Annotated in this window: 14 protein-coding genes; 10 read left to right on the forward strand and 4 right to left on the reverse strand. The window is 61.6% G+C overall.

Features of this window, described 5'->3' with window-relative positions; genetic code table 11:
- The first annotated feature begins 83 nt into the window (after positions 1-83).
- From DZG07_RS04015 to DZG07_RS04025, 3 genes are all read left to right on the forward strand, one after another.
- On the forward strand, positions 84-305 hold the full coding sequence (locus DZG07_RS04015) for a DUF1674 domain-containing protein (protein WP_091908959.1): 222 nt from the start codon (positions 84-86) through the stop codon (positions 303-305).
- Between the two features lie 270 nt (positions 306-575).
- Positions 576-1,445: a transglutaminase family protein gene (locus DZG07_RS04020; RefSeq protein ID WP_119814470.1), complete on the forward strand. Its 870-nt coding sequence runs from the start codon at positions 576-578 to the stop codon at positions 1,443-1,445.
- 292 nt (positions 1,446-1,737) lie between these two features.
- Positions 1,738-3,114 (forward strand): TadE/TadG family type IV pilus assembly protein, encoded by a 1,377-nt coding sequence (locus tag DZG07_RS04025; protein ID WP_119814473.1) that lies wholly within the window; start codon positions 1,738-1,740, stop codon positions 3,112-3,114.
- A gap of 390 nt (positions 3,115-3,504) precedes the next feature.
- Here DZG07_RS04025 and acs read toward each other — a convergent pair whose 3' ends face one another.
- The gene (gene acs / locus DZG07_RS04030; RefSeq protein ID WP_119814476.1) at positions 3,505-5,460 is read right to left on the reverse strand and encodes an acetate--CoA ligase; all 1,956 of its coding nucleotides are present in this window, start codon (positions 5,458-5,460) and stop codon (positions 3,505-3,507) included.
- A gap of 301 nt (positions 5,461-5,761) precedes the next feature.
- Here acs and DZG07_RS04035 point away from each other — a divergent pair, with 301 nt between their 5' ends.
- A complete protein-coding gene (locus tag DZG07_RS04035) occupies positions 5,762-6,034 on the forward strand; it encodes an usg protein (protein ID WP_091908972.1) in 273 nt (90 codons plus the stop codon).
- A 48-nt stretch (positions 6,035-6,082) separates the two neighbouring features.
- Here DZG07_RS04035 and DZG07_RS04040 read toward each other — a convergent pair whose 3' ends face one another.
- Together DZG07_RS04040 and DZG07_RS04045 are read right to left on the reverse strand one after the other, a co-directional pair.
- On the reverse strand, positions 6,083-7,132 hold the full coding sequence (locus DZG07_RS04040; protein WP_119814480.1) for an aldo/keto reductase: 1,050 nt from the start codon (positions 7,130-7,132) through the stop codon (positions 6,083-6,085).
- Positions 7,133-7,236: 104 nt separating this feature from the next.
- A complete protein-coding gene (locus DZG07_RS04045; RefSeq protein ID WP_119814483.1) occupies positions 7,237-7,899 on the reverse strand; it encodes a YggS family pyridoxal phosphate-dependent enzyme in 663 nt (220 codons plus the stop codon).
- Positions 7,900-8,043: 144 nt separating this feature from the next.
- On the opposite strand from DZG07_RS04045, the gene leuS reads away from it, so the two are divergent.
- From leuS to DZG07_RS04060, 3 genes are read left to right on the forward strand one after another with little or no spacing between them, the layout of a single operon-like run.
- A complete protein-coding gene (gene leuS, locus DZG07_RS04050; RefSeq protein WP_119814486.1) occupies positions 8,044-10,665 on the forward strand; it encodes a leucine--tRNA ligase in 2,622 nt (873 codons plus the stop codon).
- Complete coding sequence (gene lptE / locus DZG07_RS04055; RefSeq protein ID WP_091908984.1) at positions 10,652-11,218, forward strand: LPS assembly lipoprotein LptE; 567 nt, start codon at positions 10,652-10,654, stop codon at positions 11,216-11,218. The genes leuS and lptE overlap by 14 nt, the downstream gene beginning before the upstream one ends.
- Before the next feature lie 50 nt (positions 11,219-11,268).
- Positions 11,269-12,414 carry an AAA family ATPase gene (locus DZG07_RS04060; RefSeq protein WP_119814489.1) on the forward strand — a complete coding sequence of 382 codons (1,146 nt, stop codon included), beginning with the start codon at positions 11,269-11,271 and terminating at the stop codon, positions 12,412-12,414.
- Here DZG07_RS04060 and fsa read toward each other — a convergent pair.
- Positions 12,411-13,067, reverse strand: a complete 657-nt coding sequence (gene fsa, locus DZG07_RS04065) for a fructose-6-phosphate aldolase (RefSeq protein WP_091908991.1) — start codon at positions 13,065-13,067, stop codon at positions 12,411-12,413. The genes DZG07_RS04060 and fsa overlap by 4 nt on opposite strands.
- Before the next feature lie 94 nt (positions 13,068-13,161).
- Between fsa and DZG07_RS04070 the strand changes: the two genes are divergently transcribed.
- The 3 genes from DZG07_RS04070 to DZG07_RS04080 all read left to right on the forward strand — a co-directional run bounded on the left by DZG07_RS04070 (position 13,162) and on the right by DZG07_RS04080 (position 17,240).
- Positions 13,162-15,345, forward strand: a complete 2,184-nt coding sequence (locus tag DZG07_RS04070; protein WP_119814492.1) for a primosomal protein N' — start codon at positions 13,162-13,164, stop codon at positions 15,343-15,345.
- Between the two features lie 73 nt (positions 15,346-15,418).
- Positions 15,419-16,453 carry a RhuM family protein gene (gene rhuM, locus DZG07_RS04075; protein ID WP_119814495.1) on the forward strand — a complete coding sequence of 345 codons (1,035 nt, stop codon included), beginning with the start codon at positions 15,419-15,421 and terminating at the stop codon, positions 16,451-16,453.
- Positions 16,454-16,538: 85 nt separating this feature from the next.
- Entirely contained in the window at positions 16,539-17,240 is a 702-nt protein-coding gene (locus tag DZG07_RS04080) for an aspartate/glutamate racemase family protein (RefSeq protein WP_119814498.1), read from the forward strand.
- Positions 17,241-17,277: the final 37 nt, after the last annotated feature.

Genomic DNA, 17,277 nt, shown 5'->3' on the forward strand with positions numbered 1-17,277 from the left:
AAGGGGTCGATACGCGATAAAACTTCGCTATATGATGGGTAAGAATTGGTCCGGTTTCAATCATCTGCCGCGGGAGTTCGCGAATGACCGAGAACACAACCGAAAGTAACGGAACGGTCGTCGAGCCTGTTGAACGCAAGGCGCTGTCGCCGGCTGCCGAACGCGCGCTGAAGGAAGCGGAGGCGCGACGCCAGGCCTACAAGAAGCAGGAGGCTGCCCTGCCACGCGAGATCGGCGGCCGCGGCGGCAACGAGCCGGTGCGCTACGGCGACTGGGAGATAAAGGGTCTGGCGAGCGATTTCTGAGGATGGGTTGTAGGGAAAAACCCCTCTCCGTCGCGCTTCGCGCGCCACCTCTCCCCATTACATGGGGCGAGGAACCAGCACTCGCGGAGGTCGCGGCCTCACAGAACTTGGGTTCCTCGCCCCACAAAGTGGGGAGAGGTGGCTCGGCGAAGACGAGACGGAGAGGGGAATTCTAACCGTCCTCTGCCGTTCATCAGCCGCATCCCCGGAACGATAGCCGGCATTGTGCGTTGAGGGTAAAATCTTCTCTCAAGATCGCGAGGTAGCGCCATGCTGATCCGGCTAGGCTACGAGATTGCCATCGAATGCACGCAGCCCATGCCGGTGATATCGGTGCTGGAAATCTGCAAGGAGCGGCGGGCTGATATCCAGCGGCAGACGAAGGTGCTGACCTCGCCAAATGTTCCAAACCACACTTACGAGGATGTCCACGGCAATCTTTGCCGCCGCTTCATGGCGCCGGCGGGAGGGTTCCGCATTCTCTATGACGCGCTGGTCGAAGACAGCGGCGAACCCGACGAACTGAACACCTTGGCCAAGGAAATGCCGGTGCAGGATCTGCCCGACGAGGTGATCGGCTACCTCTTGGGCAGCCGCTATTGCGAGACCGATCATCTCGGCGACATCGCCTGGCAGCAATTCGGCCATGTGCCAAGCGGCTGGGCGCGGGTGCAGGCGATCACCGAATATGTGCACAACCGGCTGTCCTTCGGCTACGGCTATGCCCGCGCCACACGGACTGCCGCGCAGGCGCATGACGAGCGCGTCGGGGTCTGCCGCGACTTCGCGCATCTGGCGATCGCACTTTGCCGCTGCATGAACATTCCGGCCCGCTACGTGAACGGCTATCTCGGCGATATCGGCATCCCGCCGGACCCGTCGCCGATGGATTTCAACGCCTGGTTCGAGGTTTTCCTCGACGGTAAATGGTACACGTTCGACGCCCGACACAACAAGCGCCGCATCGGGCGCGTGGCGATCGCGCGCGGGCGCGATGCGACCGATGTGCCGCTGCTGCACAGCTTCGGCGCACACACGCTGACCGGCTTCAAGGTCTGGACCTATGAGCAGGACAGCCATCCGGCGACGCCTCCGCCGCATGGCATCGACCGCACCTTCGATGCGCAGATGCTTTCCTGAACGGCGTTGCATTGACCCTGAGCGGCGTTGCATTGACGGGCGCGTGCTCGCCAATGTGACTTCCGGTGGTGAGGCGAGATACTGGCTCGTGCTGCCCTATTGCGGCAGCCGGCGCGAAAGCCGGTGCAATTGAAGCGCCGGGTTTACCGGCGATTAAGCACAGAATTCATCAATTCGTTTCGAAATCAAAAGCTTATATTTGCCGGGTGGATTGAACCCCAGGTTGTAAACCCGATTCGATGAAATTCCTGCTACGACGCTCTCGGGTTTTCTTGGCTGAGGGGCAAAAACCATGCGTAGGGCGCGGGCACTATCCGATTTCGCGAAAAATCGAAGCGGCAACTTCACCTTGATGGCGGCGGTATCGATGTCGGTACTGCTTCTGACCATAGGCTTCGGCATCAATGTCGCGCAGTCGCTGAACGTGAAATCGAGCCTCCAGTCCGCGCTCGATTCGGCCGTGACCTCGACGGCGCGCGACCTGACCACCGGCACAATCGAGGAAAAGGACGCGCGGAGGATGGTGGAGGCATTTCTAAGCGCCAACAGCACGTCGCGATTTTCGACCAATGACCGTTTCGTGCTCGACCAGCTCGTCGTCGACCGGACAGCCAGGACGATCTCCGCGACGGCCCATGCCAATGTCGTGCTGGCCTTTCCGATGTTCAACATCGGCGACCCGCGCGTCGGTACTGAATCGGCTGCCGTCTACTCCGACGTAAACGTCGAGGTGGCGATGATGCTGGATTTGACTGGCTCGATGAAAAAGGCTGGTACCGACGACAAGCTTGGTGATCTGCAGAAGGCGGCTACGCGAGCGGTGGAAACGCTGCTAAGCGGACAAAACCTCAACGACCGGGTTCGCGTGGCACTTGTTCCCTACGCGAATTCCGTGAATGTCGGTGCCGCGATTGCCGAGAAAGCGGTTTATATCGAAAAGAATGAGGCAGACCGTGGCAAGGTCGTTTCGAACGCCGATCCGAGAAACGTGACTTCCTCCGGACGCGACTACTGCGCGACGGAGCGCAAAGGGACTGCATACGTTTATACGGATGATGGCCCCGACGTCGCCATGGTTAATCGGGATTTTCTCCTGACAGCGTTTGCCAAGGGCTATACCGACGGAAATATCAATTATTTGCCAAGCGAGAAGTGTCCCACAGTTGCGGTGGTGCCGCTGACGGCAAACCTGAAAACCCTCACCGATACCATCGAAAAATTCGTCGCTGATGGTGGCACGGGAGGGCATATCGGGGTTCAGTGGACCTGGTACATGCTGTCCGACAAATGGAAGAATGTCCTTGCCACATCCGCAGCACCTGGCCCGTACAAAAAGGTTGCCAAATACGCGATCCTGATGACAGACGGAGAGTTCAATCTCGGCTTTTCCGGTGCCGCGACCGTTCAGGAAGCTTATGGTGCAGGCGCGGCTGCTCGCTCAATTCCGCATGCCACAAAGCTGTGCGCCGAGATGCGCAAGGCTGGCATTGAAATATTCACGATCGGGTTCAAGTTGCCGAATGATGCAGCGCGCAAACTCATGCGCGACTGCGCGACACCCGACACTGGTGGCATCAAGCATTACTACGACACGTCGAGCGGCCCGGAGCTCGATCAGGCCTTCCAGCAGATCACCGGGAACATCGAAGGGCTAGCCTTGACCAAATAGACACGGCAAGAGGATTTCCGCATAAACGGAAAAGGCCGCCGCTTCCGAAGAAGCAGGCGGCCTTCCCGTGACTTTCGTCCAGTGCGTGGCGTCAGCCGCGATCCCTCGGGGCCGCAAGCTGCACGTCAAAACCTTTAGAGGAGAGACTGCTCTCCAGAAAGGTAATCCGCTGAGCCCTCGCTCTGAAAACCGAAACCACTCGACATCGGATCACCTCCTTTCATTTGTTGAACACAACCCGAAGGTGGGACTGTTTGCCCGATTTCGCAAGTGCAAATCTGCAACGGTGTTTGCATTCTTGTGCGGGGCGTCCGATCACGGGGCAATCGAGTATGGGACTCCCACCCCTAACCCCTCCCCACAAGGGGGAGGGGAATAAGACGGCCTGGGTTACGCCTTCTTGTTCTGCCGGTTCTCGATGAGGTCATCGACAACGGCCGGATCGGCGAGCGTGGATGTGTCGCCGAGCGCGCCAAAGTCGTCCTCGGCAATCTTGCGCAGGATGCGGCGCATGATCTTGCCGGAGCGCGTCTTGGGCAGGCCCGGCGCGAACTGGATCTTGTCTGGCGAGGCGATGGCGCCGATCTCCTTGCGGACATGGGCGATGAGTTCCTTGCGCAGGTCCTCCGACCATTCGACGCCGCTCATCAGCGTGACATAGCTGTAGATGCCCTGGCCCTTGATGTCGTGCGGGTAGCCGACGACGGCGGCTTCCGACACCTTGTCGTGGGAGACGAGTGCGGATTCGACCTCGGCGGTGCCCATGCGGTGGCCGGAGACGTTGATGACGTCGTCGACGCGGCCGGTGATCCAGTAATAGCCGTCGGCGTCGCGGCGGCAGCCGTCGCCGGTGAAGTATTTGCCCTTGTAGGTGGAAAAATAGGTCTGGATGAAGCGCTCATGGTCGCCATAGACGGTGCGCATCTGGCCCGGCCATGAATCGACGATGCAAAGATTGCCGTCGGCGGCACCCTCCAGCACCTTGCCGTCATTGTCGACCAGCTGCGGCTGGACGCCGAAGAAGGGCCGCGTCGCCGAGCCGGCCTTGAGGTCGGTGGCGCCGGGCAGCGGCGTGATCAGGATGCCACCGGTCTCGGTCTGCCACCATGTATCGACGATCGGCACCTTCTTGTTGCCGACGACATTGAAATACCATTCCCAGGCTTCCGGGTTGATCGGCTCGCCGACCGAACCCAGCACGCGCAGCGACTTGCGTGAGGTCTTCTTCACATGGTCGTCGCCGGCGCCCATCAGCGCGCGGATGGCGGTGGGGGCGGTGTAGAAGATGTTGACCTTGTGCTTGTCGACGACATCCCAGAAGCGCGAGGCGGACGGGTAGTTCGGCACGCCCTCGAACATCAGCGTCGTCGCGCCATTGGCGAGCGGGCCATAGACAATGTAGCTGTGGCCGGTGACCCAGCCGACATCGGCGGTGCACCAGTAGATGTCACCGTCATGGTAATCGAAGACATATTGGTGGGTCATCGAGGCAAAGACGAGATAGCCGCCGGTGGTGTGCAGTACGCCCTTCGGCTTGCCGGTGGAGCCCGAGGTATAGAGGATGAACAGCGGGTCTTCCGCCTTCATCTTCTCAGGCTTGCAGTCGGGTTTCACCGACGCGACTTCGTCGTGATACCAGACGTCTCGGCCCGGAGCCCAGCCGACCTTGCCGCCGGTGCGGCGCACGACCACGACGGTCTTGACCCGGACATGGTTGCGAGCGGCAATGTCGATCGCCTTGTCGGTGTTTTCCTTGAGCGGGATGGTCTTGCCGCCGCGCAGGCCCTCGTCGGCGGTTATGACGAAAGTCGATTCGCAATCGACGATGCGGCCGGCGAGAGCGTCAGGCGAGAAGCCGCCGAAGACGATCGAATGGATGGCGCCGATGCGGGTACAGGCGAGCATCGCATAGGCCGCTTCCGGGATCATCGGCATGTAGATGGTGACGCGGTCGCCCTTCTTGACGCCGTGCTTCTTCAGCACATTGGCGAGCCGGCAGACATGCTCATAAAGCTCGTTATAGGTGATCTTCTTGTCGTCGTAGGGATTGTCGCCTTCCCAGATGATCGCTGTCTGGTCGCCGCGCTTCTTCAGGTGGCGGTCGATGCAGTTGTAGGAGACGTTGGTCAGCCCGTCCTCGAACCATTTGATCGAAACCTTGCCGGTGAACGAGGTGTTCTTGACCTTGGTGTAGGGCTTGAACCAGTCGATGCGCTTGCCGTGCTTGGCCCAGAACTTGTCGGGATTCCTGACGCTGTCGCCATACCATTTCAGGTAGGTGTCGTTGTCGATCAACGCGTTCTTCTTCCACGCCGGCTGGACGCGGTGGACTTTTACATCGGACATTTTCTCTCCCCATACTGACCGGCGGTCGATCGCCGCCGGCTGCGCTTCGTAGCGCGGAATTCGCCGGACTTAATATCATTCCCGCGCCGGCGACAATATTAGACATAGGGTTTGGGCGTGGTTGCGGCCATCAGGATGGTCTTGCGCGGCCGCCGCGCTATCAGCACTCGCTCGTGCTTGCTGCCAAGCATTTGATTTCATGGATGAAATCACGCGAATCGTGATAGGCTGTTAGTAGCCGGTTAATCATCGCGTCGCATCATCGTGACTGTGGAGGATCGGCTGAGGCGGGAGAATTGCCATGCGTGAGACTTCTGAACTGGAACTGATGCTGAAGGGTTACGGGCTGACCACGGCACAGCTTCTCTATCACATGCCCGACCACCCTCATGTGCTGCAGACCTTCATCTGGCAGGACTATGACCTGGCTCCGAAATTTCCCGGCCTGTTCAGGTTCATCGAGTTCTGGAAGGCCAAGCTCGACGGTCCGCTGCATTCGGTCAGCTACACGCATCGCAAGCTGATCGCGCCGAATGAATGGCGCAATGTGAACGGCGAGTTCGTGATGCACTGATGTCGGCGACGGCGGCTGCAAGGCAACCGCCGTCTGTAGTGCCGGGGCTCAGCTCTTCGCGACGAACGGCGCAGGACGCCGGCCGGCAGTCTGACGCTCGAGCATCCAGCCGGGATATTCGGCGGGCAGTGCGCTGACCTCGTCGAGCTTGGCAAGATCGTCGGCATCGAGCTTGAGCTGTGTGGAAGCAAGATTCTGCTCGAGCTGGTCCATTCGGCTGGCGCCGATGATGACGCTCATGACGAAGGGCTTTGCCAGGACATAACCAAGCGCCACCGTGGCGACGCTGACGTCGTGCTTTTTGGCGATCTCGCGCATGACGGCGACTGCTGCCCAGGCGCGATCCTCGTTGACCGGCGGGAAATTGAAGGCGTTACGGCGGCCGTCGCCATTGCCGGGCGCGCCGGGTCCATACTTGCCGGAGAGCAGACCGCCGGCCATGGGCGACCACACCATCAGGCCGAGCTTTTCCTCGTTGAGGAGAGGCACGATCTCGCGCTCGAGATCGCGGCCGGCGATCGAATAGTAGGACTGGACGGTTTCAAACCGGGCGATGCTCTTTCGCTCCGAGATGCCCAGCGCCTTGGCGATGCGCCAGGCCTGCCAGTTCGACACGCCGACATAGCGGACCTTGCCGCCGGCGACGAGATCGTCGAGCGCGCGAAGCGTCTCGTCGATCGGCGTCACGGTGTCCGTGCCGTGGAGCTGGTAGAGGTCGATATGGTCAGTCTGGAGGCGTTCGAGGCTGGCGTCGACCGAATCCATGATGTGGCCGCGTGAGGAACCGCGCTGGTTCGGCCCTTCGCCCATCTGGCCATGAACCTTGGTGGCGATGACGACATTTTCGCGTTTGACGTCGAGGTTCTTCAGCGACTGGCCGAGAAGGCGTTCTGACTGGCCGAAGGAATAGACGTCGGCGGTGTCGAAGAAATTGATACCCGCGGCCAGCGAACGGCTGACGATTTCATCGACGCCTTTCTGGTCGAGGCTGGCGATGGCGCCCCATTGGGCATTTTCGCCGGCGGCCCCGAATGTCATGGTGCCAAGGCAGAGTTCGGAGACGAACATCCCCGTATTTCCGAGTTGATTGTAGCGCATGCGACGCTCCCGATGATGTGGATTACATCAACCATATAGGAACGGCACGTTTCGTTACAATGACGGAGCCACGATCTTTTTGGGGCGATGCGGTTTTCTCAAAACTACCGGCTCCCAAAGATCGCCGAGCCGACGCGCACCGAAGTCGCGCCGAAGGCGACGGCGAGTTCGTAGTCGCCGGACATGCCCATCGACAGTTTTTCGACGTTGGCCTCGCGCGCCAGTTTTTCGAGCAGGGAGAAATGCGGGCCGGGGTTTTCGTCCGCCGGGGGAATGCACATCAGGCCTTCGATCGCGAGATCGTGAACCTCGCGGCAGCGCTTGACGAAGGCGACGGCCTCTTTCGGCTCGATGCCGGCCTTTTGCGGCTCGGAGCCGGTGTTGACCTGGACATAGAGCTTTGGCGCTTTGGCTTGCCTGGCGATTTCCTTAGCGAGTTCGGCGGCAATCTTTTCGCGGTCGACGGTCTCGATGACATCGAACAGGGCGACAGCCTCCCTGGCCTTGTTGGATTGCAGCGGGCCGATCAGGTGCAGTTCGAGATCGGGAAATTCCTGCTTCAGCGCCGGCCATTTGCCTTGCGCTTCCTGCACGCGGTTCTCGCCGAACACGCGCTGGCCGGCCTCGATGACCGGGCGGATTTCGCTTGCCTCGAAAGTTTTCGACACGGCGACAAGCGTCACGGAACCTGCCGGGCGCTTGGCTTCTTGCTCGGAGGCCGCGATCTTTTCCTTCACCAGTGCGAGCTGTTCGACCGATTTTTCCATGTCACGTCCTGCTGCATTTTGTCGGGGTCCCAGTTGCCGGAGTTGACGGGTTCGGCAATCCATGGTGAACACCCGGACCACATTTTGCGAACTGTCAGGCTGCGGCCTGCGGTTTCGCGCATGCTTTTAAGTGAAAAACACCCGATGGCAACCGAACGATACAATCCGCGCGCATCCGAACCCAAGTGGCAAAAGGCCTGGGATGCAAAAAAGCTCTTCGAGACGAAGAACGACGATCCGCGCCCGAAATACTACGTGCTGGAGATGTTTCCCTATCCGTCGGGGCGCATCCATATCGGCCACACGCGCAACTATACGATGGGCGACGTTGTGGCCCGCTACAAGCGCGCCAAGGGTTTCAACGTTCTGCATCCGATGGGCTGGGACGCCTTCGGCATGCCGGCGGAAAATGCCGCCATGCAGAACAAGGTCCATCCCAAGGATTGGACCTATGAGAACATCGCGACCATGCGCGCGCAGCTCAAGGTCATGGGGCTGTCGATCGACTGGACGCGCGAATTCGCGACCTGCGACGTCGACTATTATCACCGCCAGCAGATGCTGTTCCTCGACTTCGTCGCCAAGGGGCTGGTGACGCGCAAATCCTCCAAGGTCAATTGGGACCCGGAGGACATGACGGTCCTTGCCAACGAGCAGGTCATCGACGGGCGCGGCTGGCGCTCCGGCGCGCTGGTAGAACAGCGCGAGCTGACGCAGTGGTTCTTCAAGATCACCGACTATGCGCAGGACCTGCTCGATTCGCTCGACGGATTGACGGAGTGGCCGGAAAAAGTCCGCACCATGCAGTCGAATTGGATCGGCCGCTCGGAAGGCCTGCTGATCCGCTGGCCGATCGCCGAGGGTACTTCCCCTAACGGTGAGGGTGAGCTGGAAGTCTATACGACGCGGCCCGACACGATCTTCGGTGCCTCCTTCATGGCGATCGCAGCCGACCACCCGCTGGCGAAGAAAGCCGCCGAGACCAATCCGGAGCTCGCAGCATTCGCCGACGAATGCCGGCGCATGGGCACGTCGGTGGCCGCTCTCGAGACTGCCGAGAAGAAGGGCTACGATACGGGCATCCGCGTCGTGCATCCCTTCGACGACAGCTGGACGCTGCCGGTCTACGTCGCCAATTTCGTGCTGATGGAATATGGCACGGGCGCGATCTTCGGCTGTCCGTCCGGTGACCAGCGCGACCTCGACTTCGCCAACAAATACGGCCTGCCGGTCATCCCGGTGGTGATGCCGGAAGACGGCGATGCGGCGACATTCCAGGTCACCGAGGAGGCCTATACCGATGACGGCGTGATGATCAATTCGCGCTTCCTCGACGGCATGACGCCAAAGGCTGCTTTCGAGGAAGTGGCCAAGCTGCTGGAAGCCAAGACCATCGGCAACCGGCCGATGGGCGAGCGCAAGGTGCAGTTCCGCCTGCGCGACTGGGGCATTTCGCGCCAGCGCTACTGGGGCTGCCCGATCCCGATGATCCATTGCGAGGATTGCGGCGTGGTGCCGGTGCCGAAGGCCGACCTGCCGGTCAAGCTGCCGGACGACATCGACTTCGACAAGCCGGGCAATCCGCTCGACCGCCATCCGACCTGGCGGCATGTGAAATGCCCGCAATGCGGCAAGGATGCGCGCCGCGAAACCGACACGATGGACACGTTCGTCGATTCGTCGTGGTATTTCGCGCGCTTCACCGCGCCCTGGGAGAACGAGCCGACCGACCCGAAGGCTGCCAACGAGTGGCTGCCGGTGGACCAGTATATCGGCGGCATCGAGCATGCGATCCTGCATCTGCTCTATTCGCGCTTCTTCACCCGCGCCATGCGCGAGACCGGGCATGTCGATCTGGCCGAGCCATTCAAGGGCCTGTTCACACAGGGCATGGTGGTGCACGAGACCTACAAGACCGCCGACGGACGCTGGCTGACGCCGACCGAGGTGCGGATCGAGGGCAGCGATGCTGATCGTCGCGCGATCGTGATCGAAACCGGCGAAGTTGCCGAGATCGGCCCGCTCGAAAAGATGTCGAAGTCGAAGAAGAACACGGTGAGCCCGGAAGAGATCACCGACGGCTACGGCGCCGATACGGCGCGCTGGTTCATGCTGTCGGATTCGCCGCCCGAGCGCGACGTGGAGTGGACCGACGACGGTGCCGCCGGCGCCCATCGCTTCATCCAGCGCGTCTGGCGTCTGATCTCGACGGCTGCCGAGCAGCTTGCCGGCGTCGAGCCTGCGTCGTCGCAGGACGGCGAGGCGGGCACTGTGTCGAAGGCTGCCCACAAGGCGCTGAAGGCGGTTGGCGAGGACATCGAAAAGCTCGCCTTCAACCGCGCGATCGCACGCATCTATGAGCTCGCGAATGCCATGACCGGACCGGTCGGTGAGATCGGTGAAGGCAGAGGCGACGAGGCGCTGAAGGCGGCGACACGCGAGGCGTCTGAAATCCTCGTGCAGCTGATCGCGCCGATCATGCCGCATCTGGCCGAGGAGTGCTGGGCAACGCTTGGCGGCGAGGGACTCGTTTCCGAGCGGCCATGGCCGGTGTTCGACCCGGCGCTGGTCGTGGACAATGAATTCACCTATCCGGTGCAGGTGAACGGCAAGAAGCGCGGCGATTTGACAATTGCCCGCGACGCAGATCAAGGTGCCGTCGAAAAGGCGGTGCTGGCGCTCGATTTCGTCCAGAAGGCGCTTGAAGGAAAGACCCCCCGCAAGGTAATCGTGGTGCTTCAGAGGATCGTCAATGTCGTTGCCTGATCAGTCGCGGAAATTCCCGGTCTCCTTCTCGCGCGGCATGGCCGTGCTTGGTGTCGTTGCGGCGATGGCTATCGTCTCGGCCTGCACCGTGCGGCCTTTGTATTCCAACGCGCCTATGGCGCCGGGGGCGTCGGTTAGCACAACAACGGCCCTGCGCTCCATTGCCATCAAGCCGGTGGAGACCCGTTACGGGCAGGAAGTTCGCAACCACCTGATCTTCGGCTTCAACGGCGGCGCGGGCCAGCCAGCAAGTCCGGCCTATTCGCTCAATCTCGGCGTAACTGCGGTGAAAACCGCGGCGGCGATCGTCCAGCGCGTCACCGAAGACGAGCCGACCGCCGGTACGATGACCGTGGCCTCCAGCTATGTGCTGACAGAAATCAAGACTGGAAAGGTCGTGGCCCGCGGCAAGCGCAGCGTCTCGTCGTCATACGATATTCCGCGTCAGGGCTATGCGGCCCTGCGTGCGGAAAAGAATGCGCAGGACCGCGCGGCGCGCGAACTTGCCGAACTGCTGCAGCTTTCCATCGCGCAGGATCTGTCGAAGCTCTGATTCCAGCTCGCGTTTTCTCGCGGGCCCGAACCGCCGTGGTGTCGTGAACCATGCGCCTGACGTCACTTTCCGCCGCCGGTTACCGATCGCTGATGTCCATCCGGCTCGACGTTGGACAGGTAGGGTTGTTCGTCGGCGAAAACGGCGTCGGCAAGTCGAACCTCTACCGCGCGCTTCAGCTCATCAAGGCTTCGGCCGAAGGCACGCTGGCCACTGAAATTGCCCGCGAAGGCGGCATGCAGTCGGCACTCTGGTCCGGCAGGCGCCGGGCCGGGCAACCCGTTCGCGTCATCCTTCGCGCCGATTTCGAAGACGACGATACGGCGGTGAAATCATCCTATCAGGTCGAGATCGGCCTGCCCCCGCCTGCTTCGGCGGGGTTTGGTTTCGAGCCGCACATCAAGGAAGAGACGCTGTCCGTCGAACCCGGCCGCCGGCCAGTAGAGATGATGACGCGCAAGGGGCCCGCAGTCTTTGCCCGCGACGGCGACGGGCGGCGCATCGAGCACCCGGTGAAGATGCTCAACTCGGAAACGGCACTTTCCTCGCTCGGCAATTCCGGGCGTTATCCCGAGATCGGCGACCTGCGCGCGGCGGTGCTCGGCTGGCGATTCTATCATGGCTTTCGGACCGACCGCGATTCGCCGGTTCGCAAACCGGCCCTGGCGGTCACCTCGCCATTGCTCGACGAGGACGGCGCCAACCTCGCCGCCGTGTTCGCCACGCTGAAACATATCCGGCAGGATACGGACGATCTCGACCGCTGCATCGCCGAGGCACTGGGCGGGGCGCAGTTGGATATCCCCGTGCCGAAGGAGACTGCGAGTTTCGGCCTCGTCACACCGGAGTTTCCGCAGCGCGTTTTCAGGCCGGAAGAGCTTTCCGACGGGCAACTGCGTTTCGTCGCTTTGGCGGGGGCGCTTCTGTCCTATCGCCTGCCGCGGCTGATCGCGCTCAACGAGCCGGAAACAAGCTTGCATCCGCAAATGCTGCCGGCGCTTGCCGACATGATCGCGCAGGCGGCCGAGCGGACGCAGGTCTGGGTGGTGACCCACTCGCGTGAATTAGCCGAGATGATCGGGGAGCGCACCGGCGCCAGGGCCTTGACGGTCATTCGCCTCAATGGTGCGACGATGATCGAAGGCATGCGGCCGACGGGCATGATGCCCGCCGGCGATTTCGACGAAAATGATTAGCCGATCTTCTGGCCGGTCTTGGCCCAGTCGGCCAGGAACTGCTCAAGGCCCTTGTCGGTCAGCGGATGCTTGACCAGCGCCTTCAGCGTTGCCGGCGGAACGGTGGCGACGTCGGAGCCGATGAGGGCGGCGCGCTTGACGTGATCGACGGTGCGGATCGAGGCGGCGAGGATTTCGGTGTCGAAATCGTAATTGTCATAGATCTGGCGGATCTCGGCGATCAGCTCCATACCGTCGAAGCCCATATCGTCGAGGCGTCCGATGAAGGGCGAGATGAAGCTTGCGCCGGCCTTGGCGGCCAGCAGCGCCTGGGTGGCCGAGAAGCACAGCGTGACATTGACCTGGCGGCCGAGGTCGGTGCGGATCGACTTGCAGGCCTTGAGGCCGTCAAGCGTCAGCGGCACCTTGATGCAGACATTGTCGGCGATCTTGGAGAGGACCTTGGCTTCCTTCATCATCTCGGAGTATTCGGTAGCCGTCACTTCCGCTGAAACCGGGCCGTCGACGATATCGCAGATTTCCTTGGTGACTTCGGCGATGTTGCGGCCGGACTTGAGGATCAGCGACGGGTTTGTGGTGACGCCGTCGAGAAGGCCGAGATCGTTGAGTTCGCGGATTTCCTTCACGTCGGCGGTATCGACGAAGAATTTCATGGGAGTATCTCCTTGGCAAAAATGTCAGCGTCTCGGGAGGCGCGTCGTTGATCGGCCTTTGCTCTAACGCAAAGTCCGGGCAAGGTCACGCGCCATGAAGCACGATTCGTTCGAAACCAAGGCAGTGCCGGTTCTGGTGCCGATGCCGGCCGAGCGCCCCTACACCTATGCCGTGCCGGCCGGCATGAGCGTGGTGCCGGGTTCGATCGTGCGCGTGCCGCTGGGACCGCGTGAAGTGGCCGGCATCGTCTGGGACGGTCCGGGCGAAGCGGTCGACGCCAAGAAGCTGCGCGCGATCTCGCATGTGTTCGATTGCCCGCCGGTGGATCAGGCGATGCGCCGGTTCGTCGACTGGATCGCGTCCTATACGCTGTCGCCGCCCGGCATGGTGGCGCGCATGATCCTGCGCGCGCCGGAAGCTTTCGATCCCGAGCCCTGGGTGGAAGGCCTTCAACGCGCGGCCAATGATCCCGACCGGATGACAGCGGCGCGGGCACGCGTTCTGGAAATGGCCTCCGACGGCATGGCCTGGACGCGATCGGGGCTGGCGCACGCGGCCGGCGTGTCGTCCACCGTGATCGACGGGCTGAAAGCGCAGGGCGTGTTCGAAACGGTGATGATCCCGCCGCGCCCGGTGGTGGCCGCGCCCGACCCGACCTATGGGAAGGCGGAGCTGATCGGCGACCAGGACATTGCCGCGAAGGAATTGCGCGCCAAAGGCGAGGCAGGCGGGTTCAGCGTGACGCTGCTCGACGGCGTGACCGGTTCGGGCAAGACGGAAGTCTATTTCGAGGCAGTGGCAGCCGCCCTTGAAAAGGGCAAGCAGGTGCTGATCCTGCTGCCGGAAATCGCACTGACGCAGGCGTTTCTGGAGCGCTTTCAGGACAGATTCGGCGCAAAGCCCGCCGAATGGCATTCCGATCTTGCGCCGAAGAAACGCGAGCGCGTCTGGCGGCAACTGGCCGAAGGCGGCGTGCGCGTGGTTGCCGGCGCGCGCTCGGCGCTGTTCCTGCCTTTCAAGGAACTCGGGCTGATCGTCGTCGATGAAGAACACGACCCTGCCTACAAGCAGGAGGACCGTGTCTTCTACAATGCACGCGACATGGCCGTGGTGCGCGGCCATATCGGCAGCTTCCCGGTGGTGCTGGCTTCCGCCACGCCGTCGGTCGAGAGCCGGGTCAATGCGAGCCAGGGCCGCTATGGCCGTGCCGTGCTGTCGGCGCGTTTTGCCGAGGCGGCATTGCCCGACATCAAGTCGATAGACCTGCGCCGCGCCCCGCCGGCACGGGGCGGTTTCCTGTCGCCGGTGCTTGTCGACCATATGCGCCGCACGCTGGAGAGAGAGGAGCAATCGCTGCTGTTCCTCAACCGGCGCGGCTATGCGCCGCTGACGCTGTGCCGGGTCTGCGGCCATCGTTTCCAGTGCCCGTCCTGTTCGGCCTGGCTGGTCGAGCACCGCTTTCGCGGCCAGCTCGTCTGCCATCATTGCGGCCACAATGAAAAGCGCCCCGAGGCCTGCCCCGAATGCGGAACGCTTGACCATCTCGTCGCCTGCGGGCCGGGTGTCGAGCGTATCGCCGAGGAAGTCGTCGGGCATTTTCCAGACGCAAGAACGATAGTGCTTTCTTCCGACATGATGGGCGGGGTGAAGCGGCTGCGGCTGGAGCTGGAAGCCATCGCCAAGGGCGAGGCCGATATCGTCATCGGCACGCAATTGGTGGCCAAGGGGCACAATTTTCCGAACATGACGCTGGTTGGCGTCATCGATGCCGATCTTGGCCTCGCCAATGGCGATCCGCGCGCCGCCGAGCGGACGTTCCAGCTGCTGTCCCAGGTGACGGGGCGGGCAGGGCGCACCGGCAAGAAAAGCCTCGGCCTGCTCCAGACCTATCAGCCGGAGCATCCGGTGATGCGGGCGATCGTCTCGGGCGACGCCGAGGCGTTTTACGAGCGCGAAATCCTCGAGCGCGAAAAGTCGGCGCTGCCGCCTTTCGGGCGGCTGGCAGGCATCATCGTCAGCGCCGACAATCGCCCCGATGCCGAAAGCCATGCGCGGCTTCTGCGCCGTGCAGCGCCGCCGGCGCGCGATATCCATGTGCTGGGCCCGGCTGAGGCGCCGCTGGCCATGGTCGCCGGGCGCCACCGCTTCCGTCTCCTGGTGCAGGGCGACCGGCCCGCAGACATGCAAGGCTATCTGCGCGCCATGCTCGCCAACGGCCCGAAGATACGCGGCTCGGTGCGGGTGCAGGTCGACATCGATCCGCAGAGCTTTTTGTGAGCTGCGGCGCTGGCGCCGAGGTCGGATGTTGCTATAATGTTCCGTCTTGGGTGAGGCTGGAGAGAACGAAGTAATGAATGCTGCTGCCGATGAACCGGTTCATCTTTTGGAGGACACGGAAACCGGCGATCGCTTTCTCGTCTATGCTACTCCCAAGGGTCTCCGCCTCGATATCCGGTATGAGGGCGAAACACTCTGGATGACTCAGGCTCAGATTGCGGAGCTTTTTGGCCGAGACCAGTCGGTCATTTCTCGGCACGTCCAGAACATTTTGGAAGATGGAGAATTGGAGGAAGAGGGCAATATGCAAAAAATGCATATTGCAGGCTCAAGCCGTCCAGTCACACTGCATAATCTCGATGTAATTATCTCGGTCGGCTATCGCGTTTCGTCCGCTCAAGCGACGGTCTTTCGCAGATGGGCGACCAGCGTGCTCGTGCAATTCGCCAAAAAGGGCTTTGTCGTCGATGCCCCTCGCCTGAAACAGCCCGCAAACACTGATCGCGTTGCGGAACTTCGTGAGATCATTCGCGACATTCGTTCTGATGAAGCGAATGTATATCGCGAACTGCAGCGCATTTGCGCCATGTGCCAGGATTACGACGGCACGACGGACGCAGCTCGGGAATTTTACCAGCGCACCCAGGCCAAGCTTGTCTATGCAGTCACGTCGGAAACGCCCGCTGAAATCGTGACGCGGCGAGCCGACCACACAGCAGAAAACATGGGGCTACAGACATGGCCAAATGACAAAATCCGCAAGCAGGATGTGGCCATTTCAAAAAACTATCTCGCCGAACCCGAAATCAGGGAACTCAACAGGCTGACCACGATCTTGCTGGATATTTTCGAGGATCAGTTGGATTTGGGCAGGCTGGTCGTGATGCAGGACGCGCAGAATCTTCTTGAACGGCAGCTGGAACAGCTTGGCCGATCGGTGCTGCGGCATGGCGGATCAGTGAAAGCGATGGACGCGAAACGGGCGGCCGAGAAACAGTACGAAAAGTTTGATCGCGATCGTAAGCTTCAGCGCCAAAAGGAAGCTGAACAACTCATCAGCAGCCTTGCATCCGAAGTGAAAAAGCTCCCTAAGACGCCGCGCCGTTAGTTTCTCCCACGGATGCATTGATTGGAGCACAAGCTTCAAATCTCCAGCATATAAAAGTAGCTAAAAATCGTTTGGAGCAGGCGCAATGAAAACCCTTGGCCTTATCGGCGGCATGAGCTGGGAAAGCACGGCGATCTATTATCGACATCTCAACGAGATCGTGCGCGAGCGGCTGGGCGGATTGCATTCGGCCAAGCTTTTGCTGTGGTCGTTCGATTTTGCCGAGATCGCCGAGCGCCAGCACGCCGGCGACTGGCGTGGTGCGGCGGCGCTGATGATCGATGCGGCCCGCAGGCTGGAGGAGGCGGGCGCCGAGGGGTTGTTGATCTGCACGAACACCATGCACAAGCTCGCCGACGAGGTTCAGGCAGCCGTGTCGATCCCGCTGATCCACATCGCCGACGCGACCGCCGCAGCGGTCAAGCGGGCGGGGTGCGCGCGGCCGGCGCTTCTGGCGACGCGCTTCACCATGGAAGAGGATTTCTACAAGGGCAGGCTGACCGAGAAATACGGGCTTTCGCCGGCAGTGCCTGATATGGCCGGGCGCGATATGGTGCACCATGTCATCTATGAGGAACTCTGCCGCGGCATCGTCAACGAAGCGTCGAAAGCCGCTTACATCGCCGAGGTCGAGCGGATGCGGCGCGATGACGGTATCGACAGCGTCATCATGGGCTGCACGGAAATAACCATGCTCATTGGCGAGCAGGATTTCGACATACCCGTGTTCGATACGACGCGCATCCATGCGCAGACGGCCGTTGAGTTCGCCCTGGGTGAGCTTTAAGCGGTAAATTTGACGCCCCATCTGGCGCGGCTGACAT

The organism is Mesorhizobium sp. DCY119, from assembly GCF_003590645.1.
In the GTDB taxonomy this organism is placed as follows: Bacteria; Pseudomonadota; Alphaproteobacteria; order Rhizobiales; family Rhizobiaceae; genus Mesorhizobium_M.

Bases quoted from the DNA above. Each gene is read 5' to 3' on its own strand.
- lptE (WP_091908984.1), top strand. From the start codon at position 10,652: ATGTCGTTGCCTGATCAGTCGCGGAAATTCCCGGTCTCCTTCTCGCGC.
- acs (WP_119814476.1), bottom strand. From the start codon at position 5,460: ATGTCCGATGTAAAAGTCCACCGCGTCCAGCCGGCGTGGAAGAAGAAC.
- DZG07_RS04040 (WP_119814480.1), bottom strand. From the start codon at position 7,132: ATGCGCTACAATCAACTCGGAAATACGGGGATGTTCGTCTCCGAACTC.
- DZG07_RS04080 (WP_119814498.1), top strand. From the start codon at position 16,539: ATGAAAACCCTTGGCCTTATCGGCGGCATGAGCTGGGAAAGCACGGCG.
- DZG07_RS04060 (WP_119814489.1), top strand. From the start codon at position 11,269: ATGCGCCTGACGTCACTTTCCGCCGCCGGTTACCGATCGCTGATGTCC.
- DZG07_RS04045 (WP_119814483.1), bottom strand. From the start codon at position 7,899: ATGGAAAAATCGGTCGAACAGCTCGCACTGGTGAAGGAAAAGATCGCG.
- rhuM (WP_119814495.1), top strand. From the start codon at position 15,419: ATGAATGCTGCTGCCGATGAACCGGTTCATCTTTTGGAGGACACGGAA.
- DZG07_RS04020 (WP_119814470.1), top strand. From the start codon at position 576: ATGCTGATCCGGCTAGGCTACGAGATTGCCATCGAATGCACGCAGCCC.
- leuS (WP_119814486.1), top strand. From the start codon at position 8,044: ATGGCAACCGAACGATACAATCCGCGCGCATCCGAACCCAAGTGGCAA.
- DZG07_RS04035 (WP_091908972.1), top strand. From the start codon at position 5,762: ATGCGTGAGACTTCTGAACTGGAACTGATGCTGAAGGGTTACGGGCTG.
- fsa (WP_091908991.1), bottom strand. From the start codon at position 13,067: ATGAAATTCTTCGTCGATACCGCCGACGTGAAGGAAATCCGCGAACTC.
- DZG07_RS04015 (WP_091908959.1), top strand. From the start codon at position 84: ATGACCGAGAACACAACCGAAAGTAACGGAACGGTCGTCGAGCCTGTT.
- DZG07_RS04025 (WP_119814473.1), top strand. From the start codon at position 1,738: ATGCGTAGGGCGCGGGCACTATCCGATTTCGCGAAAAATCGAAGCGGC.
- DZG07_RS04070 (WP_119814492.1), top strand. From the start codon at position 13,162: ATGAAGCACGATTCGTTCGAAACCAAGGCAGTGCCGGTTCTGGTGCCG.